This is a genomic window from Burkholderia sp. AU33545 (genome assembly GCF_020419685.1).
GTDB classification, from domain to species: Bacteria; Pseudomonadota; Gammaproteobacteria; order Burkholderiales; family Burkholderiaceae; genus Burkholderia; species Burkholderia diffusa.
The window spans coordinates 296,877-321,184 of the sequence record NZ_JAIZRQ010000005.1; the positions used below are offsets into that span (position 1 = coordinate 296,877).

Sequence of the window (24,308 nt, forward strand, 5' to 3'; positions counted from 1 at the left end):
CGCCGATGAAACCGCTGCTGCGAGCCGTGCTGATCGTCGATGCCGTGCTGCTGCTGGCGTTCGGCGTGCTGTTCGTGCTGACGCCCTGGCAGGCGCTGTTCAACGCGCTGCAGCTGGCGAACATCCAGCCGGCGATGCTCGGCCAGGCGTTCGGCATCGCGCTGCTCGGCCTCGCGTGGCTCGCGTTCCATGCGGCGGTCAACGGCGACCTCACGGCGCCCGTCGCACGAGCGGTCGGCCACGTGAACTGGCTGATCGGCGTGCTGGCGGTGGTGTGGTCGTTCGGCACCGGCAACGGTCCTGCGCTCGCGGCCGCCGGCCGCGTGCTGTCGGCGATGGCCGGTGTCGCGCTGATCGTGCTCGGCGTCGGCGGCGTACGCCTCGCCTCGGCCGTGCGGCGGCGCGAGAAGGCGCAGGCGCTCGAGGCCCGGGACGTGAAGCGTCCGGTCGAACCGGCGCCGGTCTCCACACCGCAGCCGCGGGTCGAGCCGGTCGTCAGCCGTCCGGCGGCGCCTTCGGCACCGGCTGCGGCTACTTCATCGGCCGCATCCGACCGCGCGTCAGGCAGCGTCGCATTCGACGCGCGTCCGCCGTCGCAGGACTGACCGGCGATGCGTCGCGCGTGCTGCCTGCCGCCCGACGCCGCTGTCCATGCATTTGACGCAGCGCTTCATGCGCTGCTTTTCTTATTCTCTTCATCCTGTCCGCAGCCATGCACGACAAAATTCTGATTCTCGACTTCGGTTCGCAAGTCACCCAACTGATCGCGCGCCGCGTGCGCGAAGCGCACGTCTACTGCGAAATCCACCCGAACGACGTGTCCGACGACTTCGTCCGCGAGTTCGCGCCGAAGGCGGTAATCCTGTCGGGCAGCCACGCCAGCACGTACGAAGACCACCAGCTGCGCGCGCCGCAGGCCGTGTGGGATCTCGGTGTGCCGGTGCTCGGCATCTGCTATGGCATGCAGACGATGGCCGTGCAGCTCGGCGGCAAGGTCGAGTGGAGCGACCATCGCGAATTCGGCTACGCGGAAATGCGTGCGCACGGCCATACGCGCCTGCTCGACGGCATCGAGGATTTCACGACGGCCGAAGGCCACGGGATGCTGAAGGTCTGGATGAGCCACGGCGACAAGGTGGCCGAATTGCCGCCGGGCTTCGCGCTGATGGCGTCGACGCCGAGCTGCCCGATCGCCGGCATGGCCGACGAGGCGCGCGGCTACTACGCGGTGCAGTTCCACCCGGAAGTCACGCATACGGTGAAGGGCCGCCAGATCATCGAACGCTTCGTGCTGCAGATCGCCGGCGCGAAGCCCGACTGGATCATGAAGAACCACATCGAGGAAGCCGTCGCGAAGATTCGCGAGCAGGTCGGTGACGAGGAAGTGATTCTCGGCCTGTCGGGCGGGGTGGATTCGAGCGTCGCGGCCGCGCTGATCCATCGCGCGATCGGCGATCAGCTCACCTGTGTGTTCGTCGACCACGGCCTGCTGCGCCTGAATGAAGGCAAGATGGTGCTCGACATGTTCGAGGGCCGCCTGCATGCGAAGGTCTTGCACGTCGACGCGTCCGAGCAGTTCCTCGGCCATCTGGCCGGCGTGACCGATCCGGAAGCGAAGCGCAAGATCATCGGCCGCGAGTTCGTCGAAGTGTTCCAGGCGGAAGCGAAGAAGCTGTCGAAGGCGAAGTGGCTCGCACAGGGCACGATCTATCCGGACGTGGTCGAGTCGGGCGGCACGAAGACGAAGAAGGCGACGACGATCAAGAGCCACCACAACGTCGGCGGCCTGCCGGAAACGCTCGGCCTGAAGCTGCTCGAGCCGCTGCGCGACCTGTTCAAGGACGAAGTGCGCGAACTGGGCGTCGCGCTCGGCCTGCCGCCGGAGATGGTGTACCGCCATCCGTTCCCGGGCCCGGGCCTCGGCGTGCGGATTCTCGGCGAAGTGAAGCGCGAATACGCGGACTTGCTGCGTCGCGCGGATGCGATCTTCATCGAGGAACTGCGCGGCACGACCGCCACCGCGCAGGACGCGGCGGCGGGCCTGTGCGGCGAGGCCGACGTCGGCAAGACCTGGTACGACCTGACGAGCCAGGCGTTCGCGGTGTTCCTGCCGGTGAAGTCGGTCGGCGTGATGGGCGACGGTCGCACGTACGATTACGTGACGTCGCTGCGCGCGGTGCAGACCACCGACTTCATGACCGCGCACTGGGCGCACCTGCCGTACGCGCTGCTCGGCCGCGCGTCGAACCGGATCATCAACGAGGTGCGCGGGATCAACCGCGTGGTGTACGACATCTCGGGCAAGCCGCCGGCGACGATCGAGTGGGAGTAGGCGGTAAAAAATTCCTAATAAAATCAATGGCTTGAAATTGCGCACGAAACTTTTACATGTTTCGGCGTGTATTTCAAGTCTTTGAATATAAAAAGATTTTTCGGCGATTCCAAAGACAGCCAGGGATGTCTGCGTCACAAGATGACGGCAAAACAGACGGTATCCATCTCATTCATTATCCGAACTCGATAATCTACCGACAGCGCAATTCGGGCGTGACGGTAGATTTTTTTCCAAAAAGCTAGGCGTGGTGCGGGTTTGCGGGCACATCCAGGGCTCGTGGTTGATGACGGTAAAAGTTGTACCAACCACGAGAACGAGAAAAGATGCTCACTGAATTTGCACTTCGCAACCTCAAACCCCGTACAACCCTGTACAAGGTCGCCGACCGCGATGGCATGTATGTCGCAGTCTCTCCGGCGGGCACCATTTCTTTTCGATACGACTACCGCGTGAACGGGCGGCGGGAAACGCTGACAATCGGCCGCTATGGTCGAGGGGGCATCTCGCTGGCGTTGGCGCGGGAAAAACTTCTGGACGCCCGTCGTGCCGTCCGTGAGGGCAGGTCACCGGCCGTGGAGAAACAGCGGGAAAAGCAGCGGCGCGCCGTGGCGAAGACCTTGGGTGAATGGGCGGACAACTGGCTTGATGGGGCCAGAATGGCGGACACGACGCGATCTGTACGCAAGGGCATCGTTGTGCGCGATATCCTTCCGGCCTTCAACGGGAGGCTGCTCTGTGAGGTCACTGCTGATGATCTGCGTGCGCTCTGCATGCGGGTCAAGGGGCGGGGTGCGCCGGCTACCGCAGTTCAGCTTCGCGATATTGTGAAGCAGATTTTTGCCTACGCGAATCTGCACGGCGAGAAGGTCGAGAATCCGGCTGAGGAGGTCGGCGTAGCGTCGATCGCCACGTTTGTGCCGAAAGACCGGGTCCTGTCACCGCTGGAAATTCGACTCATGCATCGGCAGTTGGAGCAGGTGGCGACATACCCGACGATCCGGCTCGCCTTGCGTCTCATTTTGCTGACGATGGTCCGCAAGAGCGAATTGATCGAGGCAACGTGGGATGAGGTCGATTTCGAAGCTGCGGTGTGGACCATACCGAAGTCCCGGATGAAAGCGCGCCGAGCCCACAACGTCTATTTGTCCCGCCAGTCGATCGACATCTTGGTGGCGTTGCATACCTGTGCAGCAGGCTCCCGATATGTGCTGCCGTCCCGCTATGCCGCGGATCGATGCATGTCCAAGGCTACGTTGAATCGGGTCACGCAGCTCGTTGCCGAACGGGCGAAAACAGCCGGACTGCCCCTGGAGCCATTCACCGTCCATGATTTGAGGCGAACCGGTTCAACACTGCTTAACGAAGCCGGTTTCAACGGCGACTGGATTGAGCGGTCTCTTGCGCATGGCGGAGAAGGGCGATCTTCGCGAGCTGTGTACAACAGGGCCGAGTATGCTGTACAGCGTCGGCATATGCTCCAGGAGTGGGCGGATATGGTCGATGCGTGGGTGCAGGGAAGCGGACATCGGCCGAACCTACTGCCTTCTGATATGGCGATGCCGACGGTCGTCGCCCGCACGCTGTGAAGTTAGACGTCTTGCCGGCAACAATTTCCACTGTCCACGACACGTGTACCGACGGAAATTTTGGACAGTTCGGTAGCGGCGAAAAGTTGCTCAAGTGACGAAAAGCCGTGCGATGCGGCTTTTCTGTTCTCTTGTGATGCCAGTCCGACGGCGAGTATGAAGGCTGCGGCGATGTCAGATCATCAACGGAAAAATAACAGAATGCAAAAATCTCCTCGGGCGTGGTCTCTCCTCGCGTTGAGCGATGAAAGGCGCCAGTATGGCGGAAATACTGGCTATGGCGACCAGCTCACGAGCGTCTACCTCTACGATGCCGCAGTTCAGAATCATAAGCAGCTCGCAGAAGGGGATCTGGTACTGATCAGGGACTCAGACCATCTGGTGGGTCTCGCGCAGGTCGAAAAGATCATCTCGTCGACGGTTAACAAGGTGCGTCAACGTTGTCCGGCGTGCGGGAAAGTAACTATCAAGCTTCGCAAAACATCCACGCCACCGTGGCGATGCAGCGCCGGACATGAGTTCCAGCAACCAACTTCGGAAACTATTTCTCTGGCTGGCTATGAGGCCCGTTACGGGCAAACATTCGTTGCTACTCCGGGTGCGATTCCAGTCGAAGACATCAAGGCGGCGGCCAGGCGGCCCAGTGATCAACTGTCGATCGAGGAGATCGACATTTCAAGTCTGGAGGCACGGTTGAGCCGGATGTTTCCGCAAGCCCGTGCGCTAATTGCTCGGTTTTCGGATAGTTGCACTTTGGAACAGACGGATGCGATCGAACGGGCCGACGAAACTTCAAGGCAAGAGGCGACCGAGTTCATTGCATCGATGTGCGACAGTCGGGAGAGCATACTCCGGGCGATCAGAGTGAGGCGTGGCCAGCGTACATTTCGCGACAATCTCATCAAGCGCTATGGCGGCCGCTGTGTGGTCTCGGGCTGTCGTGTTCTCGACATCCTTGAGGCCGCTCACATCAGCCCATACCTCGGTGCCGCAGACAATCATCCGCAGAACGGATTGCTGTTGAGGGCCGATCTTCATACCCTGTTTGATTTGAACTTAATGGCGATTGAGCCTGGCAGCCTTGTTATCAAGTTTCACCCCAAGGTCTGCGCTGATGGATACGCACAGTTCGACGGCACGGCGCTTCAATTCGACGCGCGCTCGATGCCGGCGGCAGAGCCCATTGCCAGACGGTGGGGCGTATTTTTGAAAGGGCTGGAACAGACGTCGAAGTCCCAATGAAGCTACTCGAATGCACGTCCGCTCGGCGCGTGCGAGGACCGGATCGAGGTGACCTTGGTGTGCCGGCAGCTTGTTTCGCCAGGGGTACAATGTCCCCGTCCGCAAGTCCGCTCCATGGTAGCGGCAACGAGGGCGACGCGGTCAGTTGGCTACGTTTGAATTGGGCGGCCGCACAACAGACGTCAGCCAACATTTGAGCGTTTTGAACGACAGAGGCTCTGAATGACCGATATTCTTGCTCCAGAACAGCGAAGCCTGCGAATGGCGGCTGTCCGGACGGTCAGCACGGGCCCAGAGCTGATCGTCAGGCGTCTCCTGCATGGCGCAGGCTTTCGGTATCGTTTGAATGCACGAAAGCTGCCAGGCTCGCCCGACATCGTCCTGCCAAAATGGAATATTGCAGTTTTTGTCCATGGGTGCTTCTGGCACGGGCATGATTGTTCCCTTTTTAAGCTGCCTGCAACCAGAACTGATTGGTGGCGAGCAAAGATTCTGTCGAACATGGCCCGCGATCGGCGTGCAATTGACGGTCTGGTCAGAGATGGCTGGCGCGTGATGGTAGTCTGGCAGTGCACATTGAAAGGTAAGGGGCGCTTGCCGCCTGAGCGCCTGTGCGCCTTGCTGAGTGAAGGTGTGCGTGGCGGCGCCACGGTGGTGGAAATACGGGGCATCAGCAGTCGAGATCCGCATGGCGGCGTAGCAGCGATATGAAATGAAGCATCACAATGAAGAAAACAGACGGTACAACTGCGATGACATCACCGGGGCTGACTGTCGGAGGCGTTTTCTCTGGCATCGGTGGGTTCGAGCTCGGGTTTCACAAAACCGGGTTCGCGACACAGTTTCTTTGCGAGATTGATGACGATGCCAATCGCGTCCTGGAAGAGCATTTTGCCGGCGCTACGCTGTACCGGGACATAGTCCAGATGGAGCGGCTACCACGCGTGGACGTTCTTATCGGCGGTTTTCCGTGTCAAGACCTTAGCGCTGTTGGAACACGTCTTGGTCTGGCCGGTGCCCGCTCCAGTTTGGTTAACACCCTGTTCGATCTGGTAGGCAGCGCGCGCGTCAAACCGGACTGGCTTGTACTTGAGAACGTGCCCTTCATGCTGCAACTGCATGGCGGACGGGCGATCGACGCGATCGTACGGAAACTTGAGGGGTTGGGTTATCGGTGGGCTTATCGGGTGGTGAACAGCAGGGCATTCGGCTTACCTCAGCGACGTCGACGGGTGTTCATCGTAGCGACCCGAACAGATGAAAGGCCGGAGAACGTCCTGTTCGCCGATGACGCCGCGGAACCCAAAGTTCGCTCGAGCAAAAAACTGGCTCGTGGGTTTTACTGGACCGAAGGGAACACGGGGGTTGGCTGGGCTATCGACGCTATTCCGACGCTCAAGGGGGGCTCGGGTTTGTCAATTCCATCTCCACCGGCTATATGGACGCCTGCGACTGGCCGGATCCAGTTGCCCGAGATTCGGGACGCGGAACGCCTGCAGGGATTTGACGAGGACTGGACAATCCCGACCGCAATGGGAAATGAGCGGCATGGCAGGCGCCGTTGGCGGCAGGTTGGAAATGCTGTGAGTGTCCCGGCCGCGCAATGGATTGCGAAGCGCATAGCTGTCCCGGGCGAGTTCGACGAATCTATCCTTATGCCTATGGAGAAAAATGGCAAATGGCCGATGGCAGCATGCGGCAGCGAAGGGAAGCGATACGTCGCCGCGGTCAGCGAATACCCATTGCCCGCACCCGAAGTTCATTTGCACAAGTTTCTGAAGTACCGCGGTACAGCGATATCCCAGCGCGCAGCAAATGGTTTTTTCCAGAGGGTACGTCGGACCACGCTGAAGCTTGAGGACGGATTCCTGTCTGCTCTGGCGGTTGCAGCGGGTATAGATCCGTCCGAGGCTGTTCGCATCCCGAGGATTCACGACGGCGAAGATAATGCTACATCTGAAAGCGAGCTGATGGCAAAGAAGCGTGCAGCATGATGGGTAAGCGGATAACGGAAGCTATCTGAGCGAAGACGCTTCGGCAACCATCATCCTGCATTCAGTCAGCAGGTGACTTGGCAATCGGAATTGCTGCAAGGGTTCGACGGGGCGTATTGTCATGGAGATGTCCCTGTACTAGTTCGGGGACTCCGACTCATCTCAGGATCCTGTGTGAAAGAATGGTCGAAGGGGAAAGCGTGGTGACTGTGAAGAAGAATCAGAAGGAAATCACGGACGAGGATCGGTTGAAGGCGGAAGAGCAGGTCCGAGAGCTTCAAACCGTCGTCGACTACGAAACGAAGGAGTACACGGTCGAGTTGATCGTCCAGAAATATCTGGATGGGAAGGATGAGGATGCGAACGAGCTTTTCATCCCTACCTATCAACGTGACTTTGTGTGGAACCTGGCGCGGCAAAGTAAATTCATCGAATCGGTAATGCTGGGACTACCGATACCGTACGTGTTCACGGCTTCCCTGCCAGGCGAGCCCGGTTCCGATGAGGGGCGCGTCGAGATTGTTGATGGTTCACAGCGAGTCCGAACACTTGCAGCGTTCCTGTGTAACGAAGTGACCCTCGAAGGTCTTGAGAAGCTGACGCTCCTCAATGGGTTTCGCTTTGCCGACATCGAACTCTCGCGGCAGCGGAAATTCAACAGAAGACCGATACGGGTTATCGAGTTATCCGACAAGGCGACAGAGGCTGTCAGGCGCGATATCTTCGAACGAATTAACACGGGCAGCGACGAGCTTCGCGACATGGAGAAGCGGAAGGGGATATACACAGGTCCGTTCTACGAATTCATCGTCGACTGCGCTGCGCTCCCTCTGTTTAACGAACTTTGCCCGATTTCCTATCGAAAGCAGCGTCGCGAAGAGGCGGAAGAAATGGTTTTGAGATACTTCGCGTATGCAGATCGCTACTCCAAATTCAGCCATAGTGTCCGCGATTTTCTGAATACCTATCTCAAGGAGCACCGAGACAAGTTCGATAGGCAGTCGTTATCCGAACAGTTCAACTCCATGCTGAACTTCGTGAGCCAATACTTTCCCTACGGTTTTCGCAAGAGCGCGACTAATGCATCTGTGCCGAGAGTACGGTTTGAGGCAATTTCGGTCGGCGTGACGCTGGCACTCGAAGCCAAACCAGATCTAGTCGGATCGCGGGAGGTCATTGCGGGTTGGTTAGCGTCGGACGAATTTGTGAAGCATACGGTATCCGACGCAAGCAACTCTCGCCCCCGAGTGAAGGCTCGCATTGAATTCGTCCGAGACAAGCTCCTTGGTGCCTGAATGAATACCGTGCAGGCAGATTTCGAAAAGCGATGCAACGAGATTGACACTTACCTCGGCTGGCTCGTCGAAGTTGAGGTTAGTCCGAAGCAGATTCCGGCAGGTCTTCCAGCGACGATGAAGGCTGCCGCCGTTCTTCTGCTATACAACCTCATCGAATCCACGATGACAAACGCGGTGGAAGCCGTATTTGATGAGCTCGAAAGTCGAAAGGTTTCTTTCGACCGGCTTAGATCCGAATTCAAAATCGCTGTCATCCAGAACGTAAGGAATTGTGCCGCAAACAAGCTGACGGCCAGGATGGCAGTTGTTGCAACTGATATTATTAGCGCAAGCTTTGATAAGGCTAAGGTCTTCAATGGAAACGTCGACGCACGGAGAATTCGGGAAACGCTCAGCGAGCTCGGCGTAGAGAAGACGCATAACTATGAAGAAGCAAAGTTACATGAGATTATGACGGCGCGAAATAGCCTTACGCATGGCGCCGAATCATTTGCGGATTATGGAAAGGATTTGACGGCCCCACAATTGGTACGTGATTTTGAAGCGGTTAGGGCACTACTCGGTCACGTGCTCGTTGATTTTGCATCGTATATCAATGATCAACGGTATCTCGGTGTTGCTTGAATACTTTCCCGCCGGCCGGGGGGCGATTGGCAGGTGAGCGGGAAGATCAGCATCAGGACGCGTAAAGGCCGCAAACGTCGGTTACCGATAACGCGTCACCTGAATGCGTGGTGTGGAACAAGTTTCGTGTGATGGTGAACTGCCGGGGAAAAGCAGTGGAACATGCGAAGATTGAAGAGACCATCCGGGATCTGGTCGCAGACTACGACCGATGTGACGGCCTGCTGTCCAAAGCGCAGGTCGAGCGGCTCCTTGAGAAGCGGAAGCTTAGTGTCGAGGACGGAGCGGAAATCTACCGGCAACTGGATCTACTCGGTATCACTCCAGAAGACGAATCGGAGAGCCGGGACGCGATCGACGGACTTCATATTGACGGCTCGGTCGACGAAGCGCACGACGTCGTTAGTCAACGGCTCGATGTCAGACTCCGGAATATGAGCAGCAAGCTCCTGAACGCAGAGGAGGAAATCGAGCTGGGGCGCCGGATGGAGCTCGGTCGAAGGGCTCGTCAGGAACTGGACAGCGGTGTGCCACCGTCTGGAGAGCATTCGCGACTCCTGCGTCGCGCCATGCAGGCGAAGGATACAATGGTGGTGGCGAATCTTCGCCTCGTTCTGCACGTCGCGCGGCCGTACGTCGGGCTCTCGGACCTCAACCTTGAAGATCTCTTTCAAGAGGGCACGCTCGGTTTGATACGTGCCGCTGAAAAGTTCGATCACACTCTGGGTTATAAATTCTCTACCTACGCAACGTGGTGGATCAGGCAGTCAATCACCAGGGCACTCGCGGACAGAGGTGCGACAATCAGGTTGCCAGTCTATGTATATGATGAGGTGGTGAGGCTCAAGCGCGCTGACAGAATCCTCTCTCAAGCGCATCCCGAGCGCCGACCGAGCATTAAAGAGCTTGCGGACGAGCTCGCATGGGACATAGAAAAGGTCCATTTTATCCAGCAAGCGGCTGCGTTGATTCCTCTTTCTCTGGATGAGCAGCTAGGGCCGGGCGCGGATACACTAATCATCGAAACCTTGATGTCAGACTTGCCGTCTCCGGAACAGCAGCTCGGTCAAACCGAGCTTGCGGGTTGCGTTGATGCTGTATTGCGCGATTTGAAGGAGCGAGAAGGCCAGGTGTTGCGTTTGCGATTTGGTTTGAACGATCAAGGAACTGAAGCTACGTTAGAGGAAATCGGACAGATGTTCGGTCTTACTCGGGAGCGTATTCGCCAGATAGAATCTAAAGCGATCGAGAGATTGAAGCATCCGAATCGCTCGACAATATTGCGAGACTTTCTTTGAATTGGGCTGGGTTTAATCGGACTAGGCATTGGTTTAGGCGCGGATATGATCAGCAGGAATTTTTTCGAGGGCGACAATGAATAATGATTTGGCGCATGGAAAATTCATAGATTGGCTCTCTGGCCGAATGACTGTAGCTGGACGTGGCGACGAGGACGTCGAGTTGAGTGTCGAGCCATCCGGAAAATACTGGCTGGGGCGCCTCCAGTCGGCTCAGGCTGTAGCCGAAAGTGACTGGGGCGATAGGGGCGAACGGCTTGAACCATGTTCGTTTGGTCTGAAGGTCAAACCTGCGGGAAGTGGCCCGTGGCGCTTTGATATCATCGCATCTGGGGTGGCATGGCTCTGGAACAAAAGCGATAGAACGTGGCAAAAATCTGGCCTGATGACCGTCCGTTCGACAGTTGATGTTCCGCAGACGTCTGGTACCCACAGGTTTGTCGAAAACGAATTTGCCAACGCATTGGCGGGGGTGACAGGGCATCCGGGTCTTGCGGCACGAATCGACGTAGATGTAGAAATAGGACAGTCAGGCGAATACGAGCTGAGTATTTCCTTGGTCAACAGTTCTCCCAAGGAGCACACGTATTTCAAAGACACCCGACTATATCAATGTGCTCTTCGTATAGAAGGGCTGGCATTGACTCCATTTCTCCTGGAATCTTTGGAGGATTCCTTTCGATACGATCGGAGAGTCGATGCTTACGGGATCAACTGCGGCGTACAGAGTCTGGGTTCAGGATGTTTTGCCACTGAGGACGCAATCACTGTCGACAGGCTGAGACCGCAGTATTGGGGTGTCGATGACGATATGCCAGACATGCGGTTTGATGTCCTCGCAAACGATCCCGTCTTGCCCGCGCAGGCCCTTCTGGCTGCCATTCGTTCCTGGGGAGACGCCAACTGGTCGGCTAGTGCGCTCGACAGACGCGCGAGCGAGGAGGATTGGTCGCCGGAAATGCGTACACAAGCGTCCGAGGCCGCAGATCAGTTCCAGGAGGAATGTGATCGTATCGCGAGCGGCATCGACATGTTGCGTTCGGATGCCAAGTTGCTCAACGCTTTCGTCGGCATGAACCGCGCGATGTCTTATGGGGCGAACGGCAAATACGATTCGTGGCGTCCATTTCAATTCGGGTTTCTGCTTGCCAACCTGGGGTCGATAGTCGATTGCAGCAGTGAACCAGAGACGGTAGATGTGGTTTGGTTCGCCACAGGTGGGGGCAAGACGGAAACCTATCTAGGGCTGCTGGTAACAGCTGCGATCTATGATCGCCTCTGCGGCAAAATATCCGGAATCACCGCATGGAGTCGGTTTCCGCTTCGGATGCTCTCTCTCCAGCAGACGCAGCGTTTCGCGAATGCACTGGCGGCGGCTGAAACAGTTCGTCGAGAAATGGATATTCCCGGAGACCCGTTTTCTCTGGGGTTTTTTGTTGGACAGGGCGCTACGCCGAATCGTATCTCCGACAACCCGAAGCCGGATGAACCCGACCCCGACGACTTGAACATGCCCGGTCGATTCCAGGTCCTCGAATACTGCCCGTTCTGCCATCAGCGCTCGATATTGATGCGCTTCGACAGACGTATGTGGAAACTCGAGCATTACTGCAACAATGCGGATTGCAACTGGTTCGAGGAAGCGTTGCCTGTCTACATCGTGGACGAAGAGATATACCGGTTCCTGCCAACCGTGGTGGTTGGAACGCTCGACAAGGCTGCATCAATATCGTTGCAGGCGTCGATGAGAGGAATGGTGGGCGCACCGCTCGGTTTATGTTCTAAGAGCGGTCACGGGTATACCTATGCTCCCAGGAGTACTCGACCTTCGGGCTGTCTGGTGCCGAGCTGCCGGGGCACGCCACAAGCATTGCCGATGGAAGCGCACAAGTATGGTCCATCGTTCCGGTTGCAGGATGAGCTTCATCTCTTGCGCGATAGTCTCGGTGCCGTTGACTCGCACTACGAGGCACTGTACGACTCTCTTCAGAAAGAGCTGTGCGGGCGAAAGCCCAAGATTCTTGCGTCCTCGGCGACTCTAACCGGGTACGAGAAACAGGTCGATGTGCTCTATCGACGCTCGGCCCGGGTGTTTCCGGTTCCACCGCCACGCTCGGGAGGTGGATTCTGGACATCGGATTCCTCAAGGCTCATGCGGCGCTTCGTGGCGATTGCTCCGCGCGGGGTGACGCTGGAGTATACGGTTGACAGGCTCATGACCGAGCTCCAGGTCGCGGTGCGAAAGTTGATAAGCGATCCCGTTTCAACCTGCGCCGACATCGGGGTGGACCCGTCGTGCGCAGGCGATCTGGTTTCATTATTCGGGACCAATGTGGTCTATGGAAATACCCTGCGCGACCTGGAAGCCGTAACACGCTCCCTGGAGACGCAGGTGCTTGTTCCGGGTGTAATTAACACTGCTTCGCTAACGGGAAAGACGGACTTCGCAGAAGTTCGCGAGACGCTTGACCGGTTGCAAAACCCGGAGACTGAATTCAATGATCGTTTGCATATAATATCGGCCTCCTCGATGATGTCCCACGGCGTCGACGTTGACCGGCTTAACGTGATGGTAATGCTCGGTATTCCTTTGTCCGCTGCCGAGTTTATTCAGGCTACCGCGCGGGCCGGGCGTCGGTATCCTGGAATAGTGTTCGTGATACACAAGATCGGACGCGAGCGGGACGCAGGAATTTTTCGGTCGTTTCCACAATTCATCGAACAGGGTGACCGTTTTGTCGAGCCCATTCCAGTAACGAAGCGCAGCCGCCGTGTCCTTGACAGAACGATCGCCGGTCTGGAGCTAGCTCGCCTTCTGATGATTCACGAGCCGTCGTCGGACACTGCGCTGACGACTGTGCGGGCATTCAAGAACTATGTCTCGAATGGAAACTTTGATGTGCACGAAGAGCTTGAGGCTATAGTCAAAGCGCTGGAACTTCAGACGGAGCTGGATGAGCCGCTCAGGCAGGATCTGGTCCAGTGGTTCGAAGAACTGCGACGTAACATTCAAATGCCACCGAATGGTGCCCGATTTCCATCCGACTTGTCCCCGTCAGGAGCCCCCATGCTGTCGTTGCGTGATGTCGAGAAGCAGGTTCCAGTCATTGGAAGCCGAGTATAAATAGAGGAGCGGGTGACATGAAAGAATCGCGCAGCGCCTCCCAGATTTTGTTCGGATTCCTGCCCGAGCAGACGGTTGACTTGCGGGGGGGCGTTTGGAAGGTAAAGGACTGGAGACATCCAAAGGTCCGGGGAGAGATCGATTCAGGCTCCTTGAGGCGTGAGATTATCCGTCAGGCCATGCCCTGGAGTGCAGCCGACATGGACGCTGGATTTGTCGCGCACCTGCATGCCGGTGCACCGATCAGCGTATTGACCCTGGACGAGAACAATGGCGTTGAGGTAGAGCCGTTCCCTCGATCGTGGATATGCAAAGCGTGCAAGCGCGTGTACGACACTCCCGACGCTGCATGTCCCTGCGGAACAAAGGGGTACCGGGGACAACTTTTCTTCGTCGGCTATCACGACAAGTGCGGAACGATCCGTGCACCCTGGATACCGAAGTGCCCCGAGCACAAGCAAGTCAGGATCGTGTTTCCGGGTACTTCGTCGGCGACAGAAATTCGCTTCCAATGCCCTATATGCGATCGCGAGCTTCGCCGCGGCTTTGGCCATGTGCCCTGTGATTGCGGGCAGGGACAACTGACCTTTCAGCCCCATCGGGCCTCGTCCGTTTATACGCCACGCAGCGTGGTGATCGTGAACCCACCTTCTCGGGAACGCATACGCGCGATAGCCGAAGCTGGCGGGCCACCCAAGGCGCTGTCCTGGGTGGTTGACGGCATGAAAACGAAAACGGTCGAAGAAATCCCCGCAGGCCGGGAGACCTTGCGACGTCAGCTTGCATCGCAGGGCCTTCCGGCCGAGATAATTGAAAAGATGCTCGATGTGGCGGGCGGCGCGCCCGGTCTGCTACAGGAACGAGATCTGGTTCTGTCGCAGGGGCGTCGCGAAGACGCGGAAGCACAAGCTGTGACGATCGCTCTTGCGACGCTTGAGTCCCGCGTCCGTACAGAGGATCTGGTTGTCGCCACTGAGCCGTCAAGCGATCTGGGTGCCCTTTACCGCGTACGCTATGCAGAAGCGCTGCGGTCAGCGGGTGTGGCCGCCGTGGACCTAATCGAGCGATTCCCTGTTCTTACCGGGCATTATGGTTACACGAGAGGAGACCATGAACCTGGTAACGGGCGACTGGTTCCATACAAAGGGCGGCATGGGGAAGGTTACCGGGTCTATGCGGACATTGCCGAAACGGAAGCGCTGTTCGTTCGTTTGAATCCTCTGAGGGTGGCACAATGGTTGGCAGGACAAGGGTACGCGCTTCCGGTCTGGACTGATGAGCGGTCTGCACGTGAGGCGATACTTGAAGCCGCGGAAATGCCTATGCCTTCGTCAGGCAATGGGGACAATGCTTGTACGGTTGGTGGTGCGCTTCTGCGACTCGTTCACTCCTATGCACATCGCTTTCTCAGAATCGCAGCGGTTCATGCGGGGATAGACCGTAATGCGCTTTCGGAGCTGCTGGTGCCACTGCACCTAGGTTTCTTTGTCTATGCAGCTTCGAAAGGGGATTTCGTACTTGGCGGACTGCAGGCAGTCTTTGAAACAGAGCTCCATCGTCTGCTTGATGCCGTTGTATTCGACGAGCACCGCTGCGCGTTAGATCCGGGGTGTGCGGATGCAGGGGGGGCTTGCATGGCCTGCCTGCATCTTGGCGAGCCGTCGTGCAGATATTTTAACCGGCACCTCAGTCGCGCAACGCTGTTCGGTTCCAGCGGCTATCTACGAGCGTGAGAACGATCAGGAATCCCACCGAATTGAATTTCGAACTCGCTGGCTACCGACAACATACAGGCCGATCCTGGCCCTGCTAATGCCGACGTATGCAAACGTCAAGAGTTCTTCGCCTGACGGGTTGTCGGAAAGGGCGAGAACGACGACTTCACGTTCCAGGCCCTTGAAGCGATAAATCGAGTCAACCGGGATGCCGTGTCCGCCTGGCGCGGTAAAAAGGTACTCGCATACTCCAGTAGTGCGCAAGTCTGACAAGACCGCGTTCATGTCGCTCAGCACGACTAGTTGGGATGGCGAGATCTTCTCCTCTAGCAGGAGTGTTTCAACAAGTCGAACTATGGCTGTGGTGATCTTCTGTCCGCGTTCCACTTCGACGAAGTGCGGGATTGGACCATCGATCTCGTTGCCGTCAACGCGATCGCCAAAAAGGGCTGCGACCTTGAGGGCGATCCGGCGAGTGTTCCTGCAATTGACCGTCAGTTCGAATTCAACCAGTCCTTCCGGCAATACCCAGCCACGCCGGTAGAGGTTCTGATGCGAATCGGCAAAAAGGTAAAGCAAGTGGTTCTCGGCTAAAAGACTGCTTACGGAGGCAAGCCATTCTTCCGCGAAGTCCTGTGCTTCATCTACCAGTACGGCGTCGTATCGAGTGCCGTTGGTTTGCGCAGCGTCACCTAAGATACGAGGTGCTTCTGATTCGAACCAATTGTCGGCGGGGGTTAAGGGAATCTTGATCCGTGCCAATTTGGCTTCGCGAGCGGTAAGGCTGTGAAAGGTTTCTACGTCGACGTCCGAACCGGCCAGCGTCGATGCAAGGTGCTGTCGTAGCGGCGCATTGAAACACAGAAGAAGTGTTCGAAATCCGGACGATGCAAGTTGTCGAGCTTTTTCTACCGCGAGGATAGTTTTTCCCGTTCCTGCGCCACCCAGAACGGCTGCTTTCCTGACACGCTTGAGCATCTGGAACGCCCGCGTCTGTTCCGCCGTGAGGTCGATCAATGCCGGTTCGACGTCGCCTATAACATCCCGCAGGAGCCGGTGCACCGTAACGGTGGGAGCTAGATGCCTGATCAGTCGCTCGAGCTCGTTGGTCGAGATAGGGCTCTTTTTTTCCCAATGACGAAACACTCTTTCAATTGCAAGCCAAGGTTCCTGCAGATCGGCCCTGTCGATTATTAGTTCGCGGGGTGCGTTGGAGCCTAGCGGTGCATTGACTACGACGTCGGGGAAGACGACAGCGTGCACGATGGGAATGTTGCACAGTGCTGGATCTACTGCCCGGAAGTAGGCGAGCAGCGCATATTTCGAATCTTTGGCCTGATCAAAGGGATTCTTGAGGGCGTGCCGATTCCCATCGCGTGACGTAGAGAACCATGAGCCGTTGACGACTTCTATGCTTCCACCCTTAACCTCCAGTATGAGAATTCCTAACATCGGCGCGACGATAATAAAATCTGCTTCACCGTCTCCTTGCTGTTTGCCGCGACGGGCTTGCCAAGCGACTGAATGAAGTATCACCAAATCGTCTAAGGAAGAGAGTGCCTTTCGGACTTTCAGTTCCGATTTTGGGCTGTGCGGATACGGTTCTCGTGGGTAGATAGTTGCCATGATCTGTCGTTGCTTTTTGCTCGTCGCGAAACGCTCAGTAAGGCAGCTTCCACGATCGAGGCGTCAGAATGAAAATTAGCAGGTCGGCCCCTTTTCGTCTCTTCTTGGCTTCCTCCAGCGCGAACTTTGCCTGTCGGAGGTAGGCCTTGCCTGGTGCTGTCTTTCGTCGTGGCGTGTTCCTGAACGTCGCCGAGCTCAGTGGCGTTCCCGAAGACAAAGAGCGTTGGAGCTTAGCTTTTAGTCGGTCGGGGAGTGCAAATGGTTGTTGCCGGTGCGCTGACTGCGACAATTTCCGTAGATACGATCGGCATATGTTGGACGGTGTCAGAGGAGGCCTCTGCTAGGCTTGATTTGCGCTAGTATGACCGAATAACCGAGGACCAGGACCATTGATTCCCTACCATGTTTCCACACGTGGTGCGCTGACGCCGGATAGCGTTCGGGAGTTGGGGCTGTCGATGCATGACATTTGCGAGGCTGTAGGATTACCGAGAACGTGGCTGGATGCGAGCGGTGAGCTACGACGAGAAGAAGTACTTCTCATCATCAGGGAGTCGGTAGATGATCTTGATTTCAGATTTCTCGGACGACTAGCTCATGGACGGCCAAAGACTTGAGCCATGGATGCATCGCAAGGAGGCCGTGGCAAAGATATTCTGAAGAGGATGGTGACGCATCTTGAGAGCTCTGACCGGGCGTTGGGCATGGAGGAGGTTGTTGGCGAATTGCTGCTGGCAACGCGACAGGGGCATGAAGGGAAATGAGCAAGGGCAGACCGGACTGGAAAAACTACGAGCGATTGGTGGCTCAACTTGTTGCCCAGCAACTTTCTACGGAATACTGCGTTACGCCAAACGCACGAGTTTCGGGAGCTATCAGCGGGCGCAACCGCCAGATTGATGTTTTGATTGATCTACGTCGTGACACGGACAATAGCCGGCGTATCATCATCGATGCCAAAGCACGGTCACGACGAATCGACGTTACTCATGTAGAGGCGTTTCGTGGGCTAATGGAAGATGTTGGTGCGACGCATGGCTACCTTGTTTGCCCACGTGGGCACACCTCTGCAGCCGAACGAAGAGCGCAAGATGCCGTGTCGATTCGCCTGCTACCGCTTGATCGTTTGGAAGACTTCAATCCTTCGGCTTGGCCCGATTGCATGGTGGCAGGATGTCGAGGTGGGAAGGTGTTCTGGAGCGGCTACCCTTCGATAGACCTGCATGTCGTGCCTTTGTCTGCGACGTCAAAGGAAATGCGCCGCATCTCTTTCGTCCACTATGTTGGGAAGTGTGACCGCTGTCATCACTTTCATGTGCGATGCACGGCCTGTCTCGAGATGTTTTCTCCACCGTATGACTCCGACGATGATGGGCACCAATGCAGGTGTCGCAAGCCGTGGTTCTGGCTTGCATCGGTAGAGACTGACGACACCGGTCGAAAGTCAGCGGAACTGCACTTTGTCACGGCGGTGCATGGCGAGGTACGGGTCGAGACTGTCGATCGTCGTTCGATGTAACGGGACAGTCCTAACTAGTTGGTCATCGTGCAAGCCCAGGGCGGAAAAGTGGCAAGGCTGCTGCACTTGCAACGCAAACCACCGTTGGATAGGTCGCACCAAAACCGGGGATGTCGTTGGGCACAATAACAGAATGGTTCTACACCGCTCCTTTGGAGAGTTTCGCGGTGCGCCGCGGCGATCCTCTCGGGATGCGTCATGTCGCTGAAGAGATTGCCGAGTTGTTGGCGCCGGGGTTGTCGAATCGCACCATGGACGCGCGCTGGCTGTCAATCATGTGCTGGGCGCTGGAGCACGCGCACCCGGCGTGGCGCAAGTTCGGTGCTGGCGCTGACGAGGGGACGGTCGCATCGCGCGACGCGGCGAGAAGTCTTTACACGTGGATTCGCCCGCTAGAACTGCTGTGGATTGCGCGCACGTTCAAGGCGACCTCGGACCAGGCGGCCGAGCGTCGGCAACTGCCAGGCGTGCAGGCCGTCCGGCGATGGGTCGAGGGCGGCGCTACGGAGGCGCGCTTCGGCATGTTCCCCGAATCGTACGCACGCTATCGCTTTAACGGCGTGTACGGCGCGTATCGAGTGGCGTTGCGCTCGCTTCCGGGTCTTACGATCGGAGCGGATGGCTGGAGGCTCGACAGCCATGGCAAGGCGCTCGCGGAGATCGTGCATGGCAGCGTGCGGATGAAGCCGGGGCAGAGCATCAGAGGCGGGCGTCGTTCGCTGCCGGAAGAACATTGGCTCGAACGGTTTGAGTGGCATCGTGGCCGCGGTACGCCCACGTGTCTGCCGACGGTATTGACCGATCCACGGCGTCTTCCTACGGACGAATCCAGGGTGCTGGCACAGTCGCTATTTTCATCGGCGGCCGGTGACGAAAACGGCCGGCGACGCAGGAGCGTACTTGAGGCTGCTGCGGCTTCCCGGGCGACAACGCGGCCCGCGCTCTACGCTGACATCGCACGCCGCCTCGCAGGCGAACCCTCGACTGAACGCCTTCAATATTGGTCCGCATTCTCCGAGCTTGCTGACGCGGGAATTGCCGCGATGAATGCGTGCTGGAGTGTGGCTGGAAAGCGCGATGCGAGCGGCGGTGGAACGGGCACGACGACAATCGATGGCGTACTCGCTCACGGTGACGTGGTTCATGCGTTGGACGAACTCGGGCGCGCCGCAAAACGCTGGAAGAAAGAAGGGACCTCGGCGGGCTCGTTCTCCGTCGTCGATGTGCTGGCGGGCGGCATCGTCGCAGCCGGCGCCGATCGCAGGCGCAGGCTGAAGGCGCTTGAACGGCATCATGCGACGTATGGCGGCGGCCTTCGCTGGCTCATGTTCAGCGGAAACGATTTGAAGCTGCTCGCGCCGTCGCGTGGCGGCGAGGCGAGCAACTATCGCGTGAGGATCGAAGCGCTGAGCCGTCTGGGCGTCCAGTGCGGCGTCATCAGGCGCATTCCGGACGCATTGCTCGGTGCGGATGCGTTCGACCCGGAAGGAGCGATGTAATGGCGACATCCAGCACGAAGCGGAAGCTTCTGGCGCCGCAATGGAAACCGCTCGCCGGCATCGGTCGAAGCGACACTGGCCGACTGCTCGGCGCGTTGCTCACCACCTACGATCCACCGGATCCGTCCGTATTGATCGAGCATTATCTGTCGCATTGGCTCGGCCTCGAGAACAGCTACGTCAGCGAAACGGACGACCGGCTGCGCTACTTCGCCGAGCTTGAGGCGGTACTGCGAGGTATCAAAGGGCGCATTGCAATCGTGTCGTCGGGCGGCGACTCGCCTGCCTGTTCCGAAGGCTGGATCTGGAATTACATCGCGCGCTTTCAGGTTGGCGCGACTGGCGCAGCGGCCCAGCACGCGAAGCTCTGGATGTTCCACTACGAAGCGACCGAAGCGGGCGCGTCGCAGACGCTCGAAATCGTCATCTCGTCTGCGAATCTCACGCAACCTGGATTGAGTAACCAGATCCAGAGCGGATGGCGCTGCGTTGTGTCGCTGGCCTCCACCGGATCGAATGCGCGCGAGAAGGGTTGGGGTTGCCTGCCGAACTTTCTTGCTGCACTCGGCCGCGCATCGGGCGCGGATAGTGCGCGGATCGCTGAATGGCGTGAGCTGCTGCGCCGGGCGGAGTGTCCGGAGGGCGTCGAGTTTATCGCAAGTGTGGCGGGCAAGCATTCACCAGCGACGCTGCGCACGCGAGACACCGCATGGGGCATTTCGGGACTTGCGAATCTCTGGTCGCGCAAGCATCCACGACAATTGACAGTGCTTACGCCCACGTTCGGACGTTGGGAACGCGACGGTTTCGAGCAATGGTGTGAGACGGCAGCCGTAGAACCACACGATGTCGCTTCGGCATGGATCGGGTGTGAGCATCCTTGGGCCGACAACTGGCAACTGGATCAGTCCAGCGAGCGAGCGCTCACGGACGCGGGAATGCAATGGCGCGAGATCGCCGTGCCCGATGGCGTCAAGCAGAGTCCGCTAGGCGACGAACATAAACAGGAAGACCGGCGCTGGAGCCACGCGAAACTCTATGAGTTTCGCGAGGGCAATCAGCACCGCCTGCTCGTGACATCGGCTAATTTCAGCGAGTCGGCCTGGGGCCGGTGGAATCCGGACGGTAAGCTCGAGATCGGCAACTTCGAACTCGGTGTCGCGTTTCCGGTACGCGATGCCTTTGGCGGCCGGCTGGGGCAAGGCGAATTTGTGCGGCATACCTGCGAGGTCGATTACAGTCGCGACGCTGAGCCGCAGATCGGTTGGCTCGCGGCCGACTGGGACGGGAAGACGCTACAGATCGGATGCCGCGCGCGATGCCCGCTCGTGGCCAGGATTGAGGTCACGGTAGCGCGTGCAACAAGTATCGGTCGCCACAGGGTTGAGTGGTCGAGCGGCGTACCGTCCCGGGCTGCGCTTGCGTGGCCCGAGGCCAAAGGAGATATCCCGGTCGCAGTGACGGTGATCACCACAAAAGGCGAATTGAGGACAACCCCGATTCACGACACCCGCACGAGCGACGATGGCCGCCTGCTTTGTCCTGACTACGACGAAGCGAAGCTGCGTGAAGCGGCCGACCTTCTGCTTGAAGAAAAATACGGCTACGTACGCGTACCGGACGAAGGCGATCGCAAGGGCTCTGGCGACGGTAGGCGTAAAGGCGCCGCCGGCGGCGACTATGCGGTTGACGCTTACCTCGATGCTTGCCGGCGCTTTCGCTGCGTCGACAACTGGTGGAACGATCTTCAGTCCGCCGATGAGAATTTGCGCAAGCAGATCGTCAGCGACGGCAGGCAGCTCTACGAGCGCTGGCACAGAGCGGGCGAGTCAGCTCCGAACCTCGGTGAACGCGTTGCCGCGCGTATTGCGGCCGACGAACTTCAATTGAGAATCAGGCAGAACAAATGAGTCTTGATATCAATGCGCGCAGTTGGCAATTTCTCGACCGCAGGAAGGCGAAGGGCTATATCGAGTGCCACGACAGGCACCGAGCCCTGAATCCGGGATGGAAGCAACTCAAGCTGCCGACGACCAAGCGCCAGTTCACCACCGCGAAAGCAATTCTCGACCGGATGAATGGCGGTACCGAGGGCATTCTGCTTGCCGATGATGCCGGTCTTGGCAAGACGACTGTCGCTACGCTGTGCGCGCTCGTTTTCGCCGGAAACGGCAAGAGTGTGCGCATTCTCGCGCCGAACGAAGTGATGGCGCGCCGCTGGCGCCAGGAACTAGAGTTGCATATCGACGCCGTTGCCGAGCATGCTCGCGCCTTGAAACTGGATACGGCAAAAAACCGCCTGCGGAGCCACATCACGCGGCTGACCGATGGCACGATCGCTGTGTCGACGCATCACAAGGCGGAGAGGCTGGTGTGCGATCTGCTGATCGTCGATGAAGCGCATAGGGCGCGTTCGGAACATGCCAGACTCGGCCAGGCTATCGGCGATGCAAGAAACCAGATCGGCCGCCTGCTCGTCATCACCGCGACTCCCTTTAGCATCGATCCGAACGATCTGGCGACACTGCTCAAGCGAATTGGCGGCGATGCGGCGGTGAAACCGATGCGGGATTACGCCGAGCTACTCACGAAGCTGTGGCGAGGACGTCATGCGAGCACGCCGCGCGAGATGGCAGTCGAGCTTGGCGAGGCTGCACGCCTCGCGGTGAAGGAGATGAAGCCATTTGTGATCCGGCATGGAATCAAGGATCTAGCCCCCAGTGAGCGGAAAGCGTTCGGCGAGATCCCTCATGTCGACGACGCCGGGGCGACCACACCGCTCGAGGCCTCCGAAGAACTTCTGGAGGTGATGCTGCGGGCCGACCGTGCGCTCGAATTGGGGCAACGTTGCAAGGCGTGGCCGCACGTACGGCGCAATGACCCGCGCTATCACGTTTCGACGGGTAAGCTCGCCGAGGATCTTGAGGTACTGACGCGCAAGGTCGCCGGCCGCGGCGGCGATGTCGAGGCGTTCGCGGCGCACCATCATGGACGCCGCGCGCAAACGGCGCTACGAACCATCGACACGCATCCAAAGATCGCGGACACCGTACGAATGGCGAAGTCGCTCGTCGCTCAGGGCGAAAAGGTTTTGATCTTCTGCCGCCATCATCTGCCAGCAGCGGAGTTGACCGCGGCACTCGCGGATGCGATCCGTTGGCCGGAACGAGCCGCTGGTCATGCCGAGGTCCGCGAGGTCTGGCGCACGGCCTGGGATGAAGTTTTCGAGCAGGAATCGGAAGCCGTCAAAGGACGCTCAGCCGAAACTCGCCTCGACAATTTTATAGAATGGTTGTGTTCAGATGGCGTGTGCGCACAGGTCGGTCACTGGCTTGGCGAGACCGCAGCATCGGCTCTCGTTTCGAAGCGATCACTCATTACAGGACTCGCGCGCGACACGAACGCCGGATACGGGATCGCCGCGCAGGCGAAGCAGTTATACCGGCAACTCATCGACAGGGAGTCGGCCTCGACGCGTTCAATCTTGCTGCGAAGTGATCCACAGAGGCTGCCCGGTGCGACGCATGCGCGAGTGGCCGCTGTCTGCGATCCAGACGCCAGCGCGTTCGGGCAATCCCATCCGGAGGTGTTTTTTACGAATGCGCCTGACACTGTGGTGGCCGTGTTCAATAGTCCGTTCGGGCCGGACGTTCTGGTCAGTACCGACACCTTGAGCGAAGGCGTCGATTTGCACCGGTTTTGCCGCCACCTGATTCACCATGAACTGGATCCGAGCCCCGTCCGGACGGTGCAGCGAAACGGCCGCCTGCGTCGAGTCGATTCGTGGGCGTCCAAAATCGAGAAGCCGATTCGCGTTTTTTATCCGGCCTTGATGGGTACGCGAGACGAGAAAGCTGTCGCGATCATGCGACAACGGATTTCGCAGTTCGATCTGCTTATGGGGGGCATGCGCGAGGAAGTCGATGTGGAGGCCGCCAGTGACGATCTGACGGGCTTAGGGGAGATTCTCGAACACGCAGGTGAAAAGATGCGCGGGTTGAACCTGTTGCCTTAAAGAGGGTGCCGGTGCTGGGAGTGAGATATTGGCGTCGCCACGTGCTGCAGGTTGCGTCGACCGGCGGCATTCAGGACGGACAGTGCATAGACGCCAGCGAGTGCTCGACGGATTCGCACCGCGATAACAGGCGCTGAGCCACGTAGCGCTGTTTGGGTCTAAAGTCTTCGCTTTGGGGGCCGATACTCCATAGGGGAACTACAAGGGAGCCCCGGTTAATGCGACCTATGCCATTTCACAACGACAGTAGTGGCCGTGCCTGTGATCGATCGGGTGCTGCTCTGGGGCGAATAAAAGAGGGAACCCTTTACGCGCTTCTCCTAGTGTGTACCGACGAAGACCTCGAACTACTTGCGTTGAAGGGGCCATGGCTTAGCTCATTCGCATCGGGCGCCCAATACAAACGATTCCCCTCTTACTCATCAAGGTATAG

At 58.3% G+C, this 24,308-nt stretch carries 16 protein-coding genes; 15 read left to right on the forward strand and 1 reads right to left on the reverse strand.

Annotated features, from left to right (window positions below; genetic code table 11):
- Positions 1-5: 5 nt before the first annotated feature.
- The 11 genes from LGM71_RS18795 to LGM71_RS18845 all read left to right on the forward strand — a co-directional run bounded on the left by LGM71_RS18795 (position 6) and on the right by LGM71_RS18845 (position 15,234).
- Complete coding sequence (locus LGM71_RS18795; RefSeq protein ID WP_059599943.1) at positions 6-605, forward strand: hypothetical protein; 600 nt, start codon at positions 6-8, stop codon at positions 603-605.
- Between the two features lie 107 nt (positions 606-712).
- On the forward strand, positions 713-2,332 hold the full coding sequence (guaA, locus tag LGM71_RS18800) for a glutamine-hydrolyzing GMP synthase (protein ID WP_226115800.1): 1,620 nt from the start codon (positions 713-715) through the stop codon (positions 2,330-2,332).
- Positions 2,333-2,658: 326 nt separating this feature from the next.
- The gene (locus LGM71_RS18805; RefSeq protein WP_226115802.1) at positions 2,659-3,921 is read left to right on the forward strand and encodes a tyrosine-type recombinase/integrase; all 1,263 of its coding nucleotides are present in this window, start codon (positions 2,659-2,661) and stop codon (positions 3,919-3,921) included.
- Between the two features lie 201 nt (positions 3,922-4,122).
- On the forward strand, positions 4,123-5,163 hold the full coding sequence (locus LGM71_RS18810; protein WP_226115804.1) for an HNH endonuclease: 1,041 nt from the start codon (positions 4,123-4,125) through the stop codon (positions 5,161-5,163).
- Between the two features lie 222 nt (positions 5,164-5,385).
- Complete coding sequence (locus LGM71_RS18815; protein ID WP_226115806.1) at positions 5,386-5,874, forward strand: very short patch repair endonuclease; 489 nt, start codon at positions 5,386-5,388, stop codon at positions 5,872-5,874.
- A 14-nt stretch (positions 5,875-5,888) separates the two neighbouring features.
- On the forward strand, positions 5,889-7,157 hold the full coding sequence (locus LGM71_RS18820; protein ID WP_226115808.1) for a DNA cytosine methyltransferase: 1,269 nt from the start codon (positions 5,889-5,891) through the stop codon (positions 7,155-7,157).
- 203 nt (positions 7,158-7,360) lie between these two features.
- Positions 7,361-8,452, forward strand: a complete 1,092-nt coding sequence (locus LGM71_RS18825; RefSeq protein ID WP_226115810.1) for a DUF262 domain-containing protein — start codon at positions 7,361-7,363, stop codon at positions 8,450-8,452.
- The gene (locus LGM71_RS18830) at positions 8,453-9,079 is read left to right on the forward strand and encodes an MAE_28990/MAE_18760 family HEPN-like nuclease (protein WP_226115812.1); all 627 of its coding nucleotides are present in this window, start codon (positions 8,453-8,455) and stop codon (positions 9,077-9,079) included.
- 110 nt (positions 9,080-9,189) lie between these two features.
- Complete coding sequence (locus tag LGM71_RS18835) at positions 9,190-10,377, forward strand: RNA polymerase sigma factor RpoD/SigA (RefSeq protein WP_226115814.1); 1,188 nt, start codon at positions 9,190-9,192, stop codon at positions 10,375-10,377.
- Positions 10,378-10,453: 76 nt separating this feature from the next.
- Positions 10,454-13,501, forward strand: a complete 3,048-nt coding sequence (locus LGM71_RS18840; protein WP_226115816.1) for a helicase-related protein — start codon at positions 10,454-10,456, stop codon at positions 13,499-13,501.
- A 17-nt stretch (positions 13,502-13,518) separates the two neighbouring features.
- The gene (locus LGM71_RS18845) at positions 13,519-15,234 is read left to right on the forward strand and encodes a hypothetical protein (RefSeq protein WP_175718012.1); all 1,716 of its coding nucleotides are present in this window, start codon (positions 13,519-13,521) and stop codon (positions 15,232-15,234) included.
- A gap of 6 nt (positions 15,235-15,240) precedes the next feature.
- Here LGM71_RS18845 and LGM71_RS18850 read toward each other — a convergent pair whose 3' ends face one another.
- A complete protein-coding gene (locus tag LGM71_RS18850; protein ID WP_226115818.1) occupies positions 15,241-16,842 on the reverse strand; it encodes a nuclease-related domain-containing DEAD/DEAH box helicase in 1,602 nt (533 codons plus the stop codon).
- A 760-nt stretch (positions 16,843-17,602) separates the two neighbouring features.
- On the opposite strand from LGM71_RS18850, the gene LGM71_RS18855 reads away from it, so the two are divergent.
- The 4 genes from LGM71_RS18855 to LGM71_RS18870 all read left to right on the forward strand — a co-directional run bounded on the left by LGM71_RS18855 (position 17,603) and on the right by LGM71_RS18870 (position 23,875).
- The gene (locus LGM71_RS18855) at positions 17,603-18,361 is read left to right on the forward strand and encodes a restriction endonuclease (protein ID WP_175718014.1); all 759 of its coding nucleotides are present in this window, start codon (positions 17,603-17,605) and stop codon (positions 18,359-18,361) included.
- 110 nt (positions 18,362-18,471) lie between these two features.
- The gene (locus LGM71_RS18860) at positions 18,472-19,860 is read left to right on the forward strand and encodes a hypothetical protein (RefSeq protein ID WP_226115820.1); all 1,389 of its coding nucleotides are present in this window, start codon (positions 18,472-18,474) and stop codon (positions 19,858-19,860) included.
- Positions 19,860-21,770, forward strand: a complete 1,911-nt coding sequence (locus LGM71_RS18865; RefSeq protein WP_226115822.1) for a tyrosyl-DNA phosphodiesterase 1 — start codon at positions 19,860-19,862, stop codon at positions 21,768-21,770. The genes LGM71_RS18860 and LGM71_RS18865 overlap by 1 nt, the downstream gene beginning before the upstream one ends.
- On the forward strand, positions 21,767-23,875 hold the full coding sequence (locus LGM71_RS18870) for a DEAD/DEAH box helicase family protein (RefSeq protein WP_226115824.1): 2,109 nt from the start codon (positions 21,767-21,769) through the stop codon (positions 23,873-23,875). Before LGM71_RS18865 ends, LGM71_RS18870 begins: the two co-directional genes overlap by 4 nt.
- Positions 23,876-24,308 lie beyond the last annotated feature (433 nt).

What these genes read in the sequence shown, in the direction of transcription:
- LGM71_RS18795 (WP_059599943.1), top strand. Translation starts at nt 6, where the DNA reads ATGAAACCGCTGCTGCGAGCCGTGCTGATCGTCGATGCCGTGCTGCTG.
- guaA (WP_226115800.1), top strand. Translation starts at nt 713, where the DNA reads ATGCACGACAAAATTCTGATTCTCGACTTCGGTTCGCAAGTCACCCAA.
- LGM71_RS18805 (WP_226115802.1), top strand. Translation starts at nt 2,659, where the DNA reads ATGCTCACTGAATTTGCACTTCGCAACCTCAAACCCCGTACAACCCTG.
- LGM71_RS18810 (WP_226115804.1), top strand. Translation starts at nt 4,123, where the DNA reads ATGCAAAAATCTCCTCGGGCGTGGTCTCTCCTCGCGTTGAGCGATGAA.
- LGM71_RS18815 (WP_226115806.1), top strand. Translation starts at nt 5,386, where the DNA reads ATGACCGATATTCTTGCTCCAGAACAGCGAAGCCTGCGAATGGCGGCT.
- LGM71_RS18820 (WP_226115808.1), top strand. Translation starts at nt 5,889, where the DNA reads ATGAAGAAAACAGACGGTACAACTGCGATGACATCACCGGGGCTGACT.
- LGM71_RS18830 (WP_226115812.1), top strand. Translation starts at nt 8,453, where the DNA reads ATGAATACCGTGCAGGCAGATTTCGAAAAGCGATGCAACGAGATTGAC.
- LGM71_RS18840 (WP_226115816.1), top strand. Translation starts at nt 10,454, where the DNA reads ATGAATAATGATTTGGCGCATGGAAAATTCATAGATTGGCTCTCTGGC.
- LGM71_RS18845 (WP_175718012.1), top strand. Translation starts at nt 13,519, where the DNA reads ATGAAAGAATCGCGCAGCGCCTCCCAGATTTTGTTCGGATTCCTGCCC.
- LGM71_RS18850 (WP_226115818.1), bottom strand. Translation starts at nt 16,842, where the DNA reads ATGGCAACTATCTACCCACGAGAACCGTATCCGCACAGCCCAAAATCG.
- LGM71_RS18855 (WP_175718014.1), top strand. Translation starts at nt 17,603, where the DNA reads ATGAGCAAGGGCAGACCGGACTGGAAAAACTACGAGCGATTGGTGGCT.
- LGM71_RS18860 (WP_226115820.1), top strand. Translation starts at nt 18,472, where the DNA reads ATGTCGTTGGGCACAATAACAGAATGGTTCTACACCGCTCCTTTGGAG.
- LGM71_RS18865 (WP_226115822.1), top strand. Translation starts at nt 19,860, where the DNA reads ATGGCGACATCCAGCACGAAGCGGAAGCTTCTGGCGCCGCAATGGAAA.
- LGM71_RS18870 (WP_226115824.1), top strand. Translation starts at nt 21,767, where the DNA reads ATGAGTCTTGATATCAATGCGCGCAGTTGGCAATTTCTCGACCGCAGG.